Raw genomic sequence first — 15406 nt, 5'->3', positions numbered from 1 at the left:
CGGACCGGACACTCCCGGGGGATCGCCGGTGATGCTGCGGTTGCGCTGGTACTGGGCGACGCCACGGGTTGTTGTGTCGTCGAAGACTCCGGTGACCGAGACGACCGACCGTCTCTGCCCTGCCAGGCGGCGGCGGTGCCGCCTGCACCTGACCTTCGGCTGCGGGCGCAGCGTCGGCCTTTCCAGAAGTGTCGGACCGGCCGTGCTCTCGGCCTCGGCCTTCTGCTCGTCGAAAAGCCGAGCCTGTGGCAGGTCCTCCACACGGTGCTGAAGCACTGGCCGCACGAATCGTGTATACGGCTTTTTCGGGACAGCGTAAGCAGGCCTTGACTGATTCATTCCAGCGATTGCTTCCCCGTACCGTCCAGGGACTCATCGGGCCATCCCTGTTCCTGCAGAGTTCGCCTGAGTCGCCGTAGCCCGTGGTATATCAGCGATTTCACCGTGTCGTGGGGGAGGTCGAGGGCCGCTGCGGTCTGCTGGGTGGTGCGGCCGGCCACGTAGGACTCGACGATGGCCTCACGGTAGGTGGGGGGAAGGCAGGCCAGAGCGTCCGCGATGACCACTGTTCTTTCCGGACTGCCGTTGCAAGCCGGTGGTTGAAGCCGCCGTGGACTGTGAAATGCGTTGTCACGCATACGGTTTGGGCTCCTTGAAGGGGGACGGCAAGCGCAGTGGTATAGGTGGGATCCGGCCATCAGCACGCTACCCGTGGAGCGCGCTGTAACCCTCGGTAGCATGAGATCGGGCGACCAGGTTTATGGCTTGCTTAAGGTTTGTTTGAGGTTGGCAAGCGGGCCCCATGCGGGGTTCCACCCGCATCAGCTGGAATCTCGAGGCGTTGCCCAGGCGGCGATCTGGGAGCGGGAGGTGAAGCCGAGTTTGGTGAGGATGCGTTCGACATGGCCCTCGGCAGTACGACGTGAGATCACCAGTTTCGCGGCGATCTCCTTGTTGCTCAGCGGGGGCTGGCAGGTCAGCCACCTCCTCGAAGCCCGCGCGCGCGGCTCTCCCTCGCGCACGATCACCTCGAAGACGCCCTGGCGGACCTCCTCGAATGCGGACGCCGTCAGGTGGCGTGGCAGCTGGACAACCCGGCGTGAACGCCTGATGGAGGAGTCCGCAGAGCTGCTGGACGAGGCCGGGGCCACCCTGGAACAGGCACGCTCGTGGTTCTGGCCGCTCGGGGTCTCACCAACCGTGAGATCGGCCAGTAACTGTTCATCACCCGGCGCACGGTGGAGAACCACCTCACCAGTTCGTTCCGCAAACTCAGTATCACTGGACGACGCCACCTGCCCGAAGCGGCCCGGAGCCTCGACGTTCGCCGCCTGGGCAGCCAGTAGCCGGTGGACGAGTACACTTTCGGGTGAAAGATCCACTGTCAACCTGGGCAGGGGCCGGTAGCAGAGCGGTGTTTCGAGGCGCGCGCTGCACCAAGAAGGCTCGGAGGTGACAACCGGTGACCGTGGGGACACCTGCTGCCATGGGGGCCTCCCAGGCAGGCGACCCGGGACTGTTCGGCCCGTCCTCGGTCACCTGGCAGATGCACGGCGATCCGATGATGTGGGTGGCCGGCGTACGCGCGCTCTACCTCCAGGCGCTGCACCCGCGCGTCGTGCGGGGGGTCATGCAGAACTCCGACTTCCGCCGCGACGCCTGGGGCCGGCTGATGCGCACCGCCAACTTCGTCGGCACCATGACCTACGGCACCACCGAGGCCGCCGAGAAGGCGGGCGCGAGGGTACGCAAGCTCCACAGCATGCTCACGGCCACCGACCCGGACACCGGCGAGCGCTACGCCGTCGACGAGCCCGAGCTGCTGCTGTGGGTGCACTGCGCCGAGATCGACTCCTACCTTCGCGTCCTGCGCCGCTCCGGCTTCCGGCTCACCGACGCCCAGGCCGATCGCTACGTCCGCGAACACCACGTCAGCGCCCGCCTGGTGGGCCTCGACCCCGACGCCGTACCGGCCGATCAGGCGGAGCTGGCCGCCTACTTCGAGAAGATGCTGCCCGTACTCGTCGCCGGACCCGAAGCACACGAAGTGGACGACTTCCTCGTACGCCCGCCGACGCACCCGCTGTTCGTCCCGGCGCGCGAGGTGCTGTGGCGGCGCGTGGCACATCTGGCGTACGCCGCCCTGCCGCCGTACGCCCATGAGCTGTACGGCAGACCGGCCCCCGAACCCGCCACCGTCACCCGTCAGTTGCGTGCCACGGGCGCCCTGCTGCGCTGCATTCCCGCACGTGTGCGATGGCAACTCCCGCCCAAACACATCATCCGGGCCATGGCCCGCCTCGGTCCGGACTCGCGTCCGGCACCGTACAAAGTCGGGCGATAACTCGCCATACTGGACGGGCCAGGGGTGGGCGGGGCGAGTCTTCGACGGGGGCGATCGCGAAGATGGGGGACACCAGGCCGATCCAGGGCGGTACCGGCTGCTCGATCTGATCGGGCGCGGCGGCATGGGCGAGGTGTGGCGTGCGCGGGACGAGTCCCTGGGCCGTCAGGTCGCCGTGAAGTGCCTCAAGCCGCCGGGCCCGCATCACGACCAGTCCTTCACCTGGGTCCTGCGTGAGCGGTTCCGCCGCGAGGCCTGCGTGGCCGCCGCGCTCCAGCACCGCGGGGTGACCGTCGTCCATGACTTCGGCGAGTCCGACGGTGTCCTGTACCTGGTGATGGAGCTGCTGGAGGGCCGCAACCTCAGTCAGCTGCTGGAGGACAACGAGCTGCGTCCGCTGCCGGTCCCCGACGTCGTCGAGATCGCCGACCAGGTCGCCGCGGCGCTCGCCTACACACACCGGCAGGGCATCGTGCACCGCGATCTGAAGCCGGCGAACATCGTGCGGCTCACCGACGGGGTGCGGAGGCGGTCGAGCTGTACCGCAGGGTCGCGGTGCTGCGCCAGGAGCGCGCGGCCGGCGGGGGCTGACCGGCCCACGTCTGGCCGACGTGGATCACCCCGTGTTACGAAGGACCATGCCTGCACACGAGGGACATCAGGGACACCGTACGTACGACGCCGTCATCGTCGGCGGAGGCCACAACGGCCTGGTCGCCGCCGCCTACCTGGCCCGCGCCGGCCGGTCCGTGCTGGTCCTGGAGCGGCTGGACCACACCGGGGGAGCGGCCGTCTCCACCCGTCCCTTCGCGGGCGTCGACGCCCGCCTGTCCCGGTACTCGTACCTGGTCAGCCTGCTGCCGCAGAAGATCGTGCGGGATCTCGGGCTGGACTTCCGTGTCCGTGCGCGCACCGTCTCGTCGTACACCCCCGTGGAACGGGACGGCCGGCCCACCGGACTCCTGGTCGGCGGCGGAGAACAACGCACTCGGGAGGCATTCGCCCGGCTCACCGGCGGCGAGCGCGAGTACGAGGCCTGGCAGCGCTTCTACGGCATGACCGGCCGCCTCGCCCAGCGGATCTTCCCCACCCTCACCGAGCCGCTGCCCACCCGCGACGAACTGCGCCGCCGCGTCGACGACGAGGAGGCCTGGCGGACCCTCTTCGAGGAACCGATCGGCGTCGCGATCGAGCGGAACTTCACCGACGACCTGGTCCGGGGTGTGGTCCTCACCGACGCCCTCATCGGGACCTTCGCCGACGCGCACGACCCCGCGCTGCCGCAGAACCGCTGCTTCCTCTACCACGTGATCGGCGGCGGCACGGGCGCCTGGGACGTCCCGGTCGGCGGCATGGGCGCCCTGACCGACGCGCTGGCCGCGGCGGCCCGGGCCGCGGGCGCCGTCATCGCCACCGGACACGAGGCGGTCCGGATCGACACGGACGGCAAGGCCGCCGAGGTCGCCTATCGCACCCCGGACGGGGAAGGCGTGGCCACCGCCCGGCACGTCCTGGTCAATGCCTCACCGCAGGAGCTGTCGGCCCTGACCGGGGAGGCGCCCCCCGTCCCCGCCGAGGGTGCCCAGCTCAAGGTGAACATGCTGCTCAAGCGGTTGCCGAGGCTGCGCTACAGCGGCGTCGAGGCGCGCGAGGCGTTCGCCGGCACCTTCCATATCGCCGAGGGCTACGAGCAGCTGGCCACCGCCCACGCCCAGGCCTCGGCCGGCCGTCTGCCCGCCGCCCCGCCCTCCGAGATCTACTGCCACTCGCTCACGGACCCGACGATCCTCGGCCCCGACCTCGTCGAACAGGGCTACCAGACCCTCACCCTCTTCGGCCTGCACACCCCCGCGCGTCTCTTCGACCGGGACAACGACGCCGTCCGCGACGCACTGCTGAAGCCGACGCTGGCGCAACTGGACGCCCACCTCGCCGAGCCGCTCGCCGACTGCCTGGCGACCGACGCGGACGGCCGCCCGTGCATCGAGGCGAAGACCCCCCTGGACCTGGAACGCGATCTGCGCCTGCCCGGCGGCAACATCTTCCACCGCGAACTGGCCTGGCCCTACGCCCAGCAGGACACCGGCCGCTGGGGCGTGGAGACCGGCCACGCGAACGTGCTGCTGTGCGGGGCGGGCGCGGTGCGCGGCGGAGGGGTGAGCGGGGTGCCGGGCCACAACGCGGCGATGGCCGTGCTGGAGGAGACGGGCTGAGCCGTGGCTCGGCCCCTCATCCGCCCTCCGACGCCGGGAGTGGAACATGACGGGAATCTGACAGAGCATCAGAATAGGCCTTCCGTCATCCGGAGGACTGCGGCATTCTGCGCCCATGCAGACGGAGCTGAGCAACCAACTGGGAGCCGAGCACGCCCTCTTCGGCTTCACGCCGTTCCCCGCCGTCGCCGCGGCCATCAGCCGGGCCGGCGGGTTCGGCGTGCTCGGCGCGGTCCGCTACACCGCCCCCGACGACCTCAAGCGCGACCTCGACTGGATCGAGGCGCACGTCGACGGCAGGCCCTACGGCCTGGACGTCGTCATGCCCGCGAAGAACGCCGAGGCCCCGGAACATCGGACACTGACCGAGGCCGATGCCGAGGCGATGATCCCCGAGGGGCACCGGCAGTTCGTCGCCGACACCCTCGCCAAGTACGGCGTGCCCGAGCTCGCCGAGGGCGAGGCGTCCGGCTGGCGCATCACCGGGTGGATGGAGCAGGTCGCCCGCACCCAGCTGGACGTCGCCTTCGACTACCCGATCAGGCTGCTCGCCAACGCGCTCGGCTCCCCGCCGGCCGATGTCGTCGCCCGCGCCCATGAGCGCGATGTGCTGGTCGCCGCGCTCGCCGGCAGCGCCCGGCACGCCCGCAAACACGCGGAGGCGGGCATCGACATCGTCGTCGCCCAGGGCTACGAGGCCGGCGGCCACACCGGCGAGATCGCCTCCATGGTGCTCACCCCCGAGGTCGTCGAGGCCGTGGATCCGCTGCCGGTGCTGGCCGCGGGCGGCATCGGCAGCGGGCAGCAGATGGCTGCCGCACTCAGTCTGGGCGCGCAGGGAGTGTGGCTCGGCTCCATCTGGCTGACCACCACAGAGGCCGATCTCCACTCGTCCGCCCTGACCCGCAAACTGCTCGCCGCCGGATCCGGCGACACCGTCCGCTCCCGCGCCCTGACCGGCAAGCCGGCGCGCCAGCTGCGCACCGAGTGGACCGACGCCTGGGACGACCCGGACGGACCCGGCCCCCTCCCCATGCCCCTGCAGGGACTGCTTGTCGCCGAGGCCGTCTCGCGCATTCAGAAGTACGAGGTCGAGCCGCTGCTCGGCACACCCGTCGGCCAGATCGTCGGACGCATGACGAGCGAACGCAGCGTCCAGGCCGTCTTCGACGACCTCACCCGGGGCTTCGAGCGGGCCGTCGACCGCATCAACCGCATCGCCGGAAGGAGCGGCCAGTCGTGAGCACTTCGGTGAACACACCCCCCGTCGGCTTCTGGGCCCAGGCCACCCGCGACCCCGACCGCACGGTCCTCGTCGCCCCCGACGGCGAGGAGTGGACCGCCGGCCGGCTGCACGCCGCCGCCAACCGCCTCGTCCACGGCCTGCGCGCCGCCGGACTGGAGCGCGGCGACGCCTTCGCGGTCGTCCTGCCCAACGGGCCCGAGTTCTTCGCCGCGTATCTGGCCGCCTCCCAGGCCGGCTTCTATCTCGTGCCCGTCAACCACCATTTCGTCGGCCCCGAGATCGGCTGGATCGTCGCCGACTCGGGTGCCAAGGTGCTCATCGCCCATGAGCGGTTCGCCGGGCCGGCATGCCACGCCGCCGACGAGGCCGGCCTCCCGGCCACGCACCGGTACGCCGTGGGCCGGGTGGCGGGATTCCGCCCGTACGCCGAACTCCTCGACGGACAGCCGGAGTCGGAGCCCGACGGCCGCACCCTCGGCTGGGTCATGAACTACACCTCGGGCACCACCGGCCGCCCCCGCGGCATCCGGCGCCCGCTGCCCGGCAAGCCTCCCGAGGAGGCCTATCTCGGTGGCTTCCTCGGCATCTTCGGCATCAAGCCGTTCGACGACAATGTGCACCTGGTCTGCTCGCCGCTCTACCACACCGCCGTACTCCAGTTCGCGGGCGCGTCCCTGCACCTAGGGCACCGGCTGGTGCTGATGGACAGGTGGACGCCCGAGGAGATGCTGCGCCTCATCGACACACACCGCTGCACGCACACCCATATGGTCCCGACCCAGTTCCACCGGCTGCTCGCCCTCCCGGAGGACACCCGGCGGTCGTACGACGTCTCGTCCATGCGGCACGCCATCCACGGCGCCGCCCCCTGCCCCGACCACGTCAAACGGGCCATGATCGACTGGTGGGGCCACTGTGTGGAGGAGTACTACGCGGCCAGCGAGGGCGGTGGAGCGTTCGCGACCGCCGAGGACTGGCTGAAGAAACCCGGCACGGTCGGCAAGGCCTGGCCCATCAGCGAACTCGCGATCTTCGACGACGACGGCAACCGGCTGCCGCCCGGTGAACTCGGCACCGTCTACCTCAAGATGAACACCGGCGGCTTCTCGTACCACAAGGACGAGACGAAGACGAGGAAGAACCGGATCGGCGACTTCTTCACCGTCGGCGACCTCGGCTGTCTGGACGACGACGGCTACCTCTTCCTCCGCGACCGCAAGATCGACCTGATCATCTCGGGCGGGGTCAACATCTACCCGGCCGAGATCGAGTCCGTCCTGCTCGCCCACCCCGCCGTCGCCGACGCGGCCGTCTTCGGCATCCCGCACGACGACTGGGGCGAGGAGGTCAAGGCCGTCGTTGAACCCGCGCCCGGCCACGAGCCCGGCCCGGCCCTCGCCGCCGCGATCCTCGACCACTGCTCCGGGCAGCTCGCCGGCTACAAGCGGCCGAGGAGCGTCGACTTCATGGCGGAGATGCCGCGCGATCCCAACGGCAAGCTGTACAAGCGGCGGCTGCGTGAGCCGTACTGGGAGGGCCGCACCCGGCCCGTGTGACCGCGCCCGCGCTCGCCCGGAACGGGATGCCTTGTTATGCCTTCTGGCGCGGCGGGTTCACCGGCGAGTTGACTGGTTCCCGCACCGCACGCCGAACACGCCGGAAGGACAGGCAAGTTGGAGACGGAATCGTTCGAGTCGTACCGCCCTTTACTGCTCGGGCTCGCCTATCGGCTGCTCGGCAGCATGTCGGACGCCGAGGACGTCGTCCAGGAGGCCGGCGCAGGGTGGCCGGCCGCCGATCGCGCCGGGACCCGCGAACCCCGGGCCTTCCTCTTCGCGGCCGTCACGCGCCTCGCCCTGGACCGGCTGGGGTCGGCGCGGGCGGCCCGCGAGGCGTACATCGGGCCCTGGCTCCCCGAACCGGTGGCCACCGACGCGCTGGGCCCGCTCGACACCGCCGGACTGCGTGACACCGTCGCATACCCGACGCTGCATCTGATGGAGCGTCTGTCACCGCCGGAGCGGGTGGTGTTCGTGCTGCGGGAGGCCTTCGACGTGCCGTACGGGGACGTCGCCCGCATTCTGGACACGACCGTGACGAGCTGCCGCCAGATGCATCTGCGCACCGTGCGCCGTGTCGCCGCCGGGCGCGACCGGTTCACCCTCTCCGAGGACGCCCACGCCAAGCTGCTGACCCAGTTCCTGGAGGCCGCGCAGAGCGGAGACCTGGCCGGACTGGCCGGGCTGCTCACGGACGACGCCGTCGCCTGGAGCGACGGCGGCGGCAGAGCGAGGGCGGCGCTGCGGCCGGTCGCGGGCTGGGAGCAGGTCGTCGCGTTCGTCAGGGGCCTGGTCGCCCGCTACCCGCAGGGCACCTCGCGCCTGGTGGACGTCAACGGCCGCCCCGCGCTCGCCGTCACCCTCGACGGCGCCGACCAGCTCGTCATCATCGACGTGTACGACGACTGTGTCGACGGCGTCTACGCGGTACTCAACCGGGACAAGCTGGCCCACATCCCGGCCTGATGGCCGCATATGGCCCCGCCCCAGGTGAGGACGTCACACGGGGCGGGGCCACAGTGCCGTTCATCGCGCTGCCGTCACCGGCGCTCGGCCACCCGGACCACCTTCAACGCGGGCGAGGACAGGATGTCCTTCTCGCAGAACCGGGACGTCACCCACTTCTCCCGGGAGAACAGCCGCGTCTGGTCACTGTGGTGCGGCGAGCCGACGTCGGAGGACTGGGAGTACGTCAGCAGCGTGCGGGCGACCGGGCAGCGGCCGCCGTCCCAGCCGACGGCCTGGATGTAGCTGGAGCCGGACGTCACCTCGGAGTAGCAGCCGCCCGCCGGGTTCCAGACGGGCTCGACCTTGTTCCACACGCCCAGGGACTCCGTACCGCCCGGAACCGGGATGCGCCGGCCGTCGCGTACGACGAACTGGTGCTCACCGAGCCGGGCGTCCAGCGGGATGCCCGCCGCCCGCAACTCCGCCGTCACGTCGGCGAGGGATGTGGCGAACCCCGGCGCGTCCGTGTTGAGGCCGTTCGGGGTGCGGACGGGGTCCGCCGCCGAGAACGGCACCTTCCACAACTGGGCGGCCGGCACGGCCGCCGTCAGCTTCCGCCAGAACCGGTCGAAGAGCAGGGCGCCCCGGCTGCCGGTGTAGCGGATGACGGCGGACAGCCCGCCGTGGGACGGATGGGCCCGGCGTTCCCCGGTCTCCGCGGCCGCCGGCAGAGCGGTGGCCGCGGTGAGCAGGGCGACGGCGGCGACGACGAGCCGTCTCAGGCGGGTGCGAGTGCGAGCGGGAATGCGAGTGTGGGTGCAGGTGCGCAAGGTGCCTCCCAACGTCATTGAGGGAAGGAGCGGTTGAGCGTACCAACGGGTCGGTCTCCCGCGGCCGGGCGTCTTGACCTCCCCCGGCCGCGGATGAAGGATCATGTGTCATGACGCCCGGACACGGCAGCACAGTTGACGGGGTGCTGCGCCGCAGCGCCCGACGCACCCCGGCGCGCGTCGCCGTCGAATACGGCGACCGCTCCTGGACGTACGGCGAACTCGACGAGGCCGTCTCCCGCGCGGCGAGCGTGCTGCTCGACCAGGGCCTCGCCCCCGGCGACCGGGTCGGCGCCTACGGCCACAACTCGGACGCGTACCTCATCGGCTTCCTCGCCTGCGCCCGTGCGGGCCTGGTGCACGTGCCGGTGAACCACCACCTCACCGGCGACGACCTCGCGTACATCGTCGGCCAGTCGGGCAGCTCCCTGGTCCTCACCGACCCGGCCCTGGCCGGGCGGCTCCCCGGCACCGTCCGTACGGTGCCCCTGCGCGACGCCGCCGGCTCGCTGCTGGCGCTGCAGGCCACGGCCCCCGCCCACGACGGTCCCGAACCGCGCACCGACCACCTCGTGCAGCTGCTGTACACCTCCGGTACGACGGCCCTGCCGAAGGGCGCGATGATGACCCACCGCGCCCTGGTGCACGAGTACCTGAGCGCGATCACCGCCCTCGACCTCGGCGCGGGCGACCGGCCCGTGCACGCGCTGCCGCTGTACCACTCCGCGCAGATGCATGTGTTCCTGCTGCCGTACCTGGCGGTCGGGGCCACCAACATCATCGTCGACGCGCCGGACGGCGATCTGCTCCTCGACCTGATCGAGGCCGACCGCGTGGACAGCGTCTTCGCCCCGCCCACCGTCTGGATCGGCCTGTCCCACCGCCCCGACTTCGCGACCCGCCGCCTCGACGGGCTGCGGAAGGCCTACTACGGGGCGTCGATCATGCCGGTGCCCGTTCTGGAGCGGCTGCGGGAGCGGCTGCCCGAGCTGGCCCTCTACAACTGCTTCGGGCAGAGCGAGATCGGCCCCCTGGCCACCGTCCTGGCACCCGAGGAGCACAAGGGCCGGATGGACTCCTGCGGCCGGACCGTCCTGTTCGTGGACGCGCGGGTCGTCGACGAGGACGGCAAGGACGTGCCCGACGGCACACCCGGCGAGATCGTCTACCGTTCTCCGCAGCTGTGCGAGGGCTACTGGGACAAGCCCGAGGAGACGGCCGCGGCCTTCCGCGACGGCTGGTTCCACTCCGGCGACCTCGCGGTCCGCGACGCGCACGGCTACTTCACGATCGTCGACCGGGTGAAGGACGTCATCAACTCCGGTGGTGTGCTGGTTGCTTCCCGTCAGGTCGAGGACGCGTTGTACACCCACGACGCCGTCGCCGAGGTGGCCGTGATCGGTCTGCCCGACGAGCGGTGGATCGAGGCCGTCACCGCGGTCGTCGTGCCGCGCGGCGAGGTCACCGAGGACGAACTCGTCGCGCACGCCCGCGAGAAGCTCGCCCGCTTCAAGGCGCCGAAACGGGTCGTGTTCGTGGACGAACTGCCGCGCAACGCCAGCGGAAAGATCCTCAAGCGGGAGCTGAGGGACCGGTTCGGGAGGAACGCGTGATCGAACTCTCCGAGGTGATCCGTGAGTTGAGGCAGCAGCTGACCGACTCGCTCGCGGACGGAGCCGGCGAGACCGTCCGGTTCGAGCTCGGCCCGGTGGAGATCGAGGCGACCGTCGCCGTCAGCCGTGAGGCAGGGGCCCACTCCAAGGTCCGGCTGTGGGTCGTGGACGCGGGGGCGGACGGTAAGTACGCGCACGCGCAGACGCAGCGCATCACCGTCACCCTGACGCCCAAGCTCGTCCCGCCGGACGGCGGCCCGCCGCGGACCGCGCTGATCACGGGCGACGAGACGTACGGCGAGCGCTGAGCCCCACCCGTCCGGCCGGCTCGCTCACTCCTGCCGCGGGCGAAGGTCCACGATGCGCCGGATCTTGCCCACCGAGCGTTCCAGCGACTCCGGTTCGACGATCTCCACCGTCACCGACACGCCGATGCCGTCCTTCACGGCCGCCGCGATCGCCCGCGCGGCCGCGTCCCGGACGTCGGGAGCGGCGCCGGGCCGGGCCTCCGCGCGTACGGTGAGGGCGTCGAGACGGCCCTCGCGGGTGAGCCGGAGCTGGAAGTGGGGCGCGACACCCGGCGTGCGGAGCACGATCTCCTCGATCTGCGTGGGGAAGAGGTTCACCCCGCGCACGATCACCATGTCGTCGCTGCGGCCCGTGACCTTCTCCATCCTCCGGAACACGCGTGCCGTGCCCGGCAGCAGCCTCGTCAGATCCCGGGTCCGGTACCGGACGACGGGCATCGCCTCCTTGGTGAGCGAGGTGAGGACCAGCTCGCCCTTCTCGCCGTCCGGCAGCACCTCCCCGGTGACCGGGTCGACGACCTCCGGGAAGAAGTGGTCCTCCCAGATGTGCAGACCGTCCTTGGTCTCCACACACTCCTGTGCGACCCCCGGGCCGATCACCTCCGACAGCCCGTATATGTCGACGGCGTCGATCGCGAACCGCTCCTCGATCTCCTCGCGCATCCGCTCGGTCCAGGGCTCCGCGCCGAAGACGCCCACGCGCAGCGAGGTGCCGCGCGGATCGACGCCCTGCCGTTCGAACTCGTCGAGGATCGTCAGCATGTAGGACGGCGTCACCATGATGATCCCGGGCTGGAGATCCTGGATCAGCTGGACCTGGCGGGCCGTCATACCGCCGGACGCGGGGACGACCGTACAGCCGAGGCGTTCGGCACCGTAGTGGGCGCCGAGGCCCCCGGTGAACAACCCATAGCCGTAGGCCACATGTACCGTGTCCCCGGGCCGTCCGCCCGCCGCCCGGATCGAACGGGCCACCATGTCGGACCACAGCGCGAGGTCGCTGTCCGTGTAGCCGACCACCGTGGGGCGTCCGGTGGTGCCGCTGGAGGCGTGGATACGGCGGATGCGGTCACGGGGCACGGCGAACATGCCGTACGGGTAGTTCTCCCGCAGGTCCGCCTTGGTGGTGAAGGGGAAGCGGGCCAGATCGGCGAGCGAGCGGCAGTCGTCGGGTCGTACCCCGGCCTGGTCGAAGGACTCCCGGTAGAAGGGCACATGGGCGTACGCGTGGCGCAGCGAGGCCCGCAGCCGCTCCAGCTGCACCGCCCGCAACGCCTCCGCGTCGAGCCGTTCCCCCGCGTCCAGCAGGTCCGTCGCATCCGCCATGGGGACTGCTCCCTCACCAGTGATGACCATCGGAGCGACCGATCATTCGGTCGCGGTGCCCGTGATCAGTAATCCAGGCGCACCGGACTCAGGCAAGAGACGCGCCCGCAGTTTCTCGGCAGTCGCCCCGGCACGCAACGGCTCATGGTCCCTTCGTCCGCCGCGCCGCGGGAAACTCCGTTGCGGTCCGCGGGGCCCGGCCGCGAGGATCGGCGCCATGCCGACCTTCACCGCGCCCGACGGGACCGTCCTCGCCTACCACGTCCGTGGCGAGGGCGACCCGCTCGTCGTCCTGCCCGGAGGACCCATGTGGGCCTCCGCCTATCTGGGCGACCTGGGCGGGCTCGACGCCCACCGTCGGCTCATCCTGCTCGACCTGCGCGGCACCGGGGACTCCGAGGTGCCGGCGGACCCGTCGTCGTACCGGTGCGACCGGCTCGTCGACGATGTGGAGGCGCTGCGGGTCCACCTGGGGCTGGAGCGGATGGACCTGCTCGCGCACTCCGCGGGCGGCAGTCTCGCCATGCTGTACACCGCCCGGTACCCCGATCGGGTGGCCCGGCTGGCACTGATCACCGCGATCCCGTGGGCGCTGGGCCGGCCGGTGCCGGTGGACGACCGGCTGGCCGCGGCGCGGTTGCGGGAGGGCGAGCCGTGGTTCGCGGAGGCGTTCCCGGTGTTCGAGGCGTGGCTGGTCGGCCAGGCCGACTTCGACCCCGTGATCGTCCCCTTCTTCTGGGGCCGCTGGGACGACGCGGCCCGGGACCTCAACGCCCGCGCCGACGAGCTGTGCAACGACGAGGCGGCCGATGTGTACGGCTCCGAGGGGGCCTACGACCCGCCCGCGACCCGAGCGGCCCTCTCCACGGTCACCGCGCCCGTCCTCGTCCTCGCCGGTGAACTCGACGGCGGCCCGCGCCCCGGACTCGCCCGCCATGCGGCCGACGTGTTCCCGCAGGCCGAGTTCGCCGTCCAGCCCGGTGCCGGCCACTACCCCTGGCTGGACGACCCGGAGTGGTTCGCAGGCCGCACCGCCGCGTTCTTCACCCGAAGCGCGGTGTCGGTGCCGTCGGCGGAGTAGGCGGGCGGTCAGTTTCGCGTACAGGTGGGCGGTCAGTTCGCGTACGCGGTCATGAACCGGTCGCGGAACGTGTCCATCCGCCACTCCGGTGCGTTCCCGGCAGGCTTGAGACCGTCCGTCCAGCCCCAGCCGGAGATCCTGTCCAGGACCTTCTTGTCGTGAGCGACGATCGTGACCGGCACGTCCTTGCTCGTGCTGCCGGCCGTGACGGTCGGGACCGGCTGGTGGTCGCCGAGGAAGACGAGGACCGTGTTCTTGTCGCCGTAGCGCTCGACCCATTCGGTCAGGCTGCGCAGGGAGTACTCGACGGCGTGCCGGTACTCGGTGCGGACGCTCTCGGGGTTCTTCCAGACCTCCTTGGGGTCCGTGCCCTCCTTCTTGATCTGGTGGAAGACCGAGCCGTCGCCGAGATCCTCCCAGTCGATCATGCGGGCGATCGGCGACCAGGGGTTGTGGCTGGAGGCCAGGATGATCTCCGCCATGATCGGCTCGCGGTCCTTCCTGCCGTGCTCCAGCCGCTCGAACGCCTCCAGGCTGAACTGGTCGGGCACGGGCGTCCAGCTGAAGTAGGGGCCCTGGTAGCCGAGGTGCTCGGAGTCGTAGATGTGATCCAGGCCGAAGAACTTGCCCTCCGGCCAGGCGCGCCGCACGCCCGGCACGACGCCGACCGTGCGCCAGGCGCCGGTCTTGCCGAAGTAGCTGGTGAGGGTGGCACGGTCGCTGGTGGTGAGACTGCGGTAGCGCTGCTGGTTCTTGATCCACAGACCGGACAGGAACGTGGAGTGGGCGAGCCAGCTGCCGGCGCCCGTCACCGGTGACCTGAGCCAGGCGCTGCGCGACTCGAACCCGGCCGCCTTGAGGTCGCTGGTGCCCTTGCTGAGGACGGCGTCGACCTGTGTGGCCATCGCCGGGTCGTCGATCGCCGTACGGCCGTAGCTCTCGATGAAGGTGAACAGGACGTCCTTGCCGCGCAGCCCGGTCAGCAGTTGGTCGGGCGGTGTGGCGGCGAACGCGTCCACGGAGGCCTGCTTCTCGAAGATGCGGCCGTCCCTCAGGCCCGCCCGCACCTGTTCCACGCGGTTGCCGAGGAACTCCGCGTTGCCCTTGGTGGCGACCGGGACGCCGCTGGTCAACTGCACGCCCAGTGTGACGCAGGTGATCCATGCGGTGCCGAGGATCAGCGTCGTGCGGGTGGCGGCGGAGCTGTGCCGGGCCATGAGGTTCGTGAGCCGGACCATCGCGAGGGTGGTCAGCACCAGGACGGCGACGAGCAGGACGATCACCCCGGCCACGGCGAGGATCTCACCGGTGCGGCCGAACGACTCCCTGACGAAGTCCGTCGCGTCGTCGAGCAGGATCCAGTCCAGGACCAGATCGAAGGGCCGGGCCAGGACCTGGTAGAAGCCCATGTCGACGAACTTCAGGACGGTGAGCAGCCCGAGGAACACCCCCGAGAACACTGCCGTGATCCGCCGTGCCCTCGACGGCAGCCAGAGCAGCAGGCCCGCGAGCAGGATTCCCTCGGCGGGGATACGCAGGAACGCGTCGGGGTTGAGGCGTTCGAGGCGGTTGGGCAGAAGCAGCGCGCAGTAGACGAGGGCGATGGACAGGACGCTGACGCCGACGGTCACGCCACGGGCGACCCGAGGGTACTTGCGCCGCCACCCGAACCAGCCGGCCCGGGCCGGGGTGGGATCCGGGTCGGTGGCGGGCTCGGGAGTTGCCTTTGGGGTGTCGGGTGACTCGGCGGTGGGTGTTTCCAGTGGTTCAGGTGTGTCGGGTGTGTCAGGTGTGTCGTTGGCGGTCGAGTCGGGTGCGCCAGGTGCGTCGGATGTGTCGCCCGTGGTCGAGTCAGGTTGCACGGGAGCATCATCGGGAGCCGTCTCGCCGTCGGCGTCCGGCAGTTGACGAGAGGGCGTGAGGTGCGGCACCCGATGG

The 15406-nt window shown here is 70.8% G+C and carries 11 protein-coding genes and 3 pseudogenes; 9 read left to right on the top strand and 5 right to left on the bottom strand.

What is annotated here, in order from left to right:
- Window positions 1-335 precede the first annotated feature (335 nt).
- Together F7R91_RS09415 and F7R91_RS44225 are read right to left on the bottom strand one after the other, a co-directional pair.
- Window positions 336-638 carry a sigma factor-like helix-turn-helix DNA-binding protein gene (locus tag F7R91_RS09415; RefSeq protein ID WP_191971415.1) on the bottom strand — a complete coding sequence of 101 codons (303 nt, stop codon included), beginning with the start codon at window positions 636-638 and terminating at the stop codon, window positions 336-338.
- A 183-nt stretch (window positions 639-821) separates the two neighbouring features.
- Window positions 822-962, bottom strand: a pseudogene (locus F7R91_RS44225) (response regulator transcription factor); the annotation flags it as partial.
- Between the two features lie 524 nt (window positions 963-1486).
- Here F7R91_RS44225 and F7R91_RS09405 point away from each other — a divergent pair.
- From F7R91_RS09405 to sigJ, 6 genes and pseudogenes are all read left to right on the top strand, one after another.
- Window positions 1487-2344: an oxygenase MpaB family protein gene (locus F7R91_RS09405; RefSeq protein WP_150946860.1), complete on the top strand. Its 858-nt coding sequence runs from the start codon at window positions 1487-1489 to the stop codon at window positions 2342-2344.
- Between the two features lie 62 nt (window positions 2345-2406).
- A pseudogene (locus F7R91_RS44220) lies at window positions 2407-2864 on the top strand (serine/threonine-protein kinase); the annotation flags it as partial.
- Between the two features lie 118 nt (window positions 2865-2982).
- Complete coding sequence (locus F7R91_RS09395) at window positions 2983-4557, top strand: phytoene desaturase family protein (protein WP_150946497.1); 1575 nt, start codon at window positions 2983-2985, stop codon at window positions 4555-4557.
- A gap of 115 nt (window positions 4558-4672) precedes the next feature.
- Entirely contained in the window at window positions 4673-5800 is a 1128-nt protein-coding gene (locus F7R91_RS09390; RefSeq protein WP_150946495.1) for an NAD(P)H-dependent flavin oxidoreductase, read from the top strand.
- An 8-nt stretch (window positions 5801-5808) separates the two neighbouring features.
- Window positions 5809-7359, top strand: coding sequence for an acyl-CoA synthetase (locus F7R91_RS09385; RefSeq protein ID WP_150946858.1), 1551 nt, complete (start codon window positions 5809-5811; stop codon window positions 7357-7359).
- A 117-nt stretch (window positions 7360-7476) separates the two neighbouring features.
- Window positions 7477-8328, top strand: coding sequence for an RNA polymerase sigma factor SigJ (gene sigJ / locus F7R91_RS09380; RefSeq protein ID WP_150946493.1), 852 nt, complete (start codon window positions 7477-7479; stop codon window positions 8326-8328).
- A 74-nt stretch (window positions 8329-8402) separates the two neighbouring features.
- On the opposite strand, the pseudogene F7R91_RS09375 reads toward sigJ, so the two are convergent.
- Window positions 8403-8963, bottom strand: a pseudogene (locus F7R91_RS09375) (penicillin acylase family protein); the annotation flags it as partial.
- 287 nt (window positions 8964-9250) lie between these two features.
- Here F7R91_RS09375 and F7R91_RS09370 point away from each other — a divergent pair.
- Both F7R91_RS09370 and F7R91_RS09365 read left to right on the top strand, forming a co-directional pair.
- Entirely contained in the window at window positions 9251-10753 is a 1503-nt protein-coding gene (locus tag F7R91_RS09370) for an acyl-CoA synthetase (protein ID WP_150946491.1), read from the top strand.
- Window positions 10750-11061 (top strand): trypco2 family protein, encoded by a 312-nt coding sequence (locus tag F7R91_RS09365; protein WP_150946489.1) that lies wholly within the window; start codon window positions 10750-10752, stop codon window positions 11059-11061. Before F7R91_RS09370 ends, F7R91_RS09365 begins: the two co-directional genes overlap by 4 nt.
- A gap of 24 nt (window positions 11062-11085) precedes the next feature.
- On the opposite strand, the gene paaK is transcribed toward F7R91_RS09365, so the two are convergent.
- Window positions 11086-12387 (bottom strand): phenylacetate--CoA ligase PaaK, encoded by a 1302-nt coding sequence (gene paaK / locus F7R91_RS09360; RefSeq protein ID WP_150946487.1) that lies wholly within the window; start codon window positions 12385-12387, stop codon window positions 11086-11088.
- A gap of 217 nt (window positions 12388-12604) precedes the next feature.
- Between paaK and F7R91_RS09355 the strand changes: the two genes are divergently transcribed.
- Window positions 12605-13468, top strand: a complete 864-nt coding sequence (locus tag F7R91_RS09355; RefSeq protein ID WP_150946485.1) for an alpha/beta fold hydrolase — start codon at window positions 12605-12607, stop codon at window positions 13466-13468.
- Window positions 13469-13500: 32 nt separating this feature from the next.
- On the opposite strand, the gene F7R91_RS09350 is transcribed toward F7R91_RS09355, so the two are convergent.
- A complete protein-coding gene (locus F7R91_RS09350) occupies window positions 13501-15399 on the bottom strand; it encodes a sulfatase (RefSeq protein WP_150946483.1) in 1899 nt (632 codons plus the stop codon).
- Window positions 15400-15406 lie beyond the last annotated feature (7 nt).

Origin of the sequence: Streptomyces luteolifulvus, from assembly GCF_008806595.1 — a bacterium.
Taxonomy (GTDB): Bacteria; Actinomycetota; Actinomycetes; order Streptomycetales; family Streptomycetaceae; genus Streptomyces; species Streptomyces luteolifulvus.
The sequence above is the reverse complement of the archived record's forward strand: the minus strand, read 5'-3'. Positions and strand labels throughout refer to the sequence as shown.

Coding starts and splice junctions, on each gene's coding strand:
- F7R91_RS09370 (WP_150946491.1), top strand. CDS start 9,251: ATGACGCCCGGACACGGCAGCACAGTTGACGGGGTGCTGCGCCGCAGC.
- F7R91_RS09415 (WP_191971415.1), bottom strand. CDS start 638: ATGCGTGACAACGCATTTCACAGTCCACGGCGGCTTCAACCACCGGCT.
- F7R91_RS09405 (WP_150946860.1), top strand. CDS start 1,487: ATGGGGGCCTCCCAGGCAGGCGACCCGGGACTGTTCGGCCCGTCCTCG.
- F7R91_RS09390 (WP_150946495.1), top strand. CDS start 4,673: ATGCAGACGGAGCTGAGCAACCAACTGGGAGCCGAGCACGCCCTCTTC.
- F7R91_RS09355 (WP_150946485.1), top strand. CDS start 12,605: ATGCCGACCTTCACCGCGCCCGACGGGACCGTCCTCGCCTACCACGTC.
- paaK (WP_150946487.1), bottom strand. CDS start 12,387: ATGGCGGATGCGACGGACCTGCTGGACGCGGGGGAACGGCTCGACGCG.
- F7R91_RS09395 (WP_150946497.1), top strand. CDS start 2,983: ATGCCTGCACACGAGGGACATCAGGGACACCGTACGTACGACGCCGTC.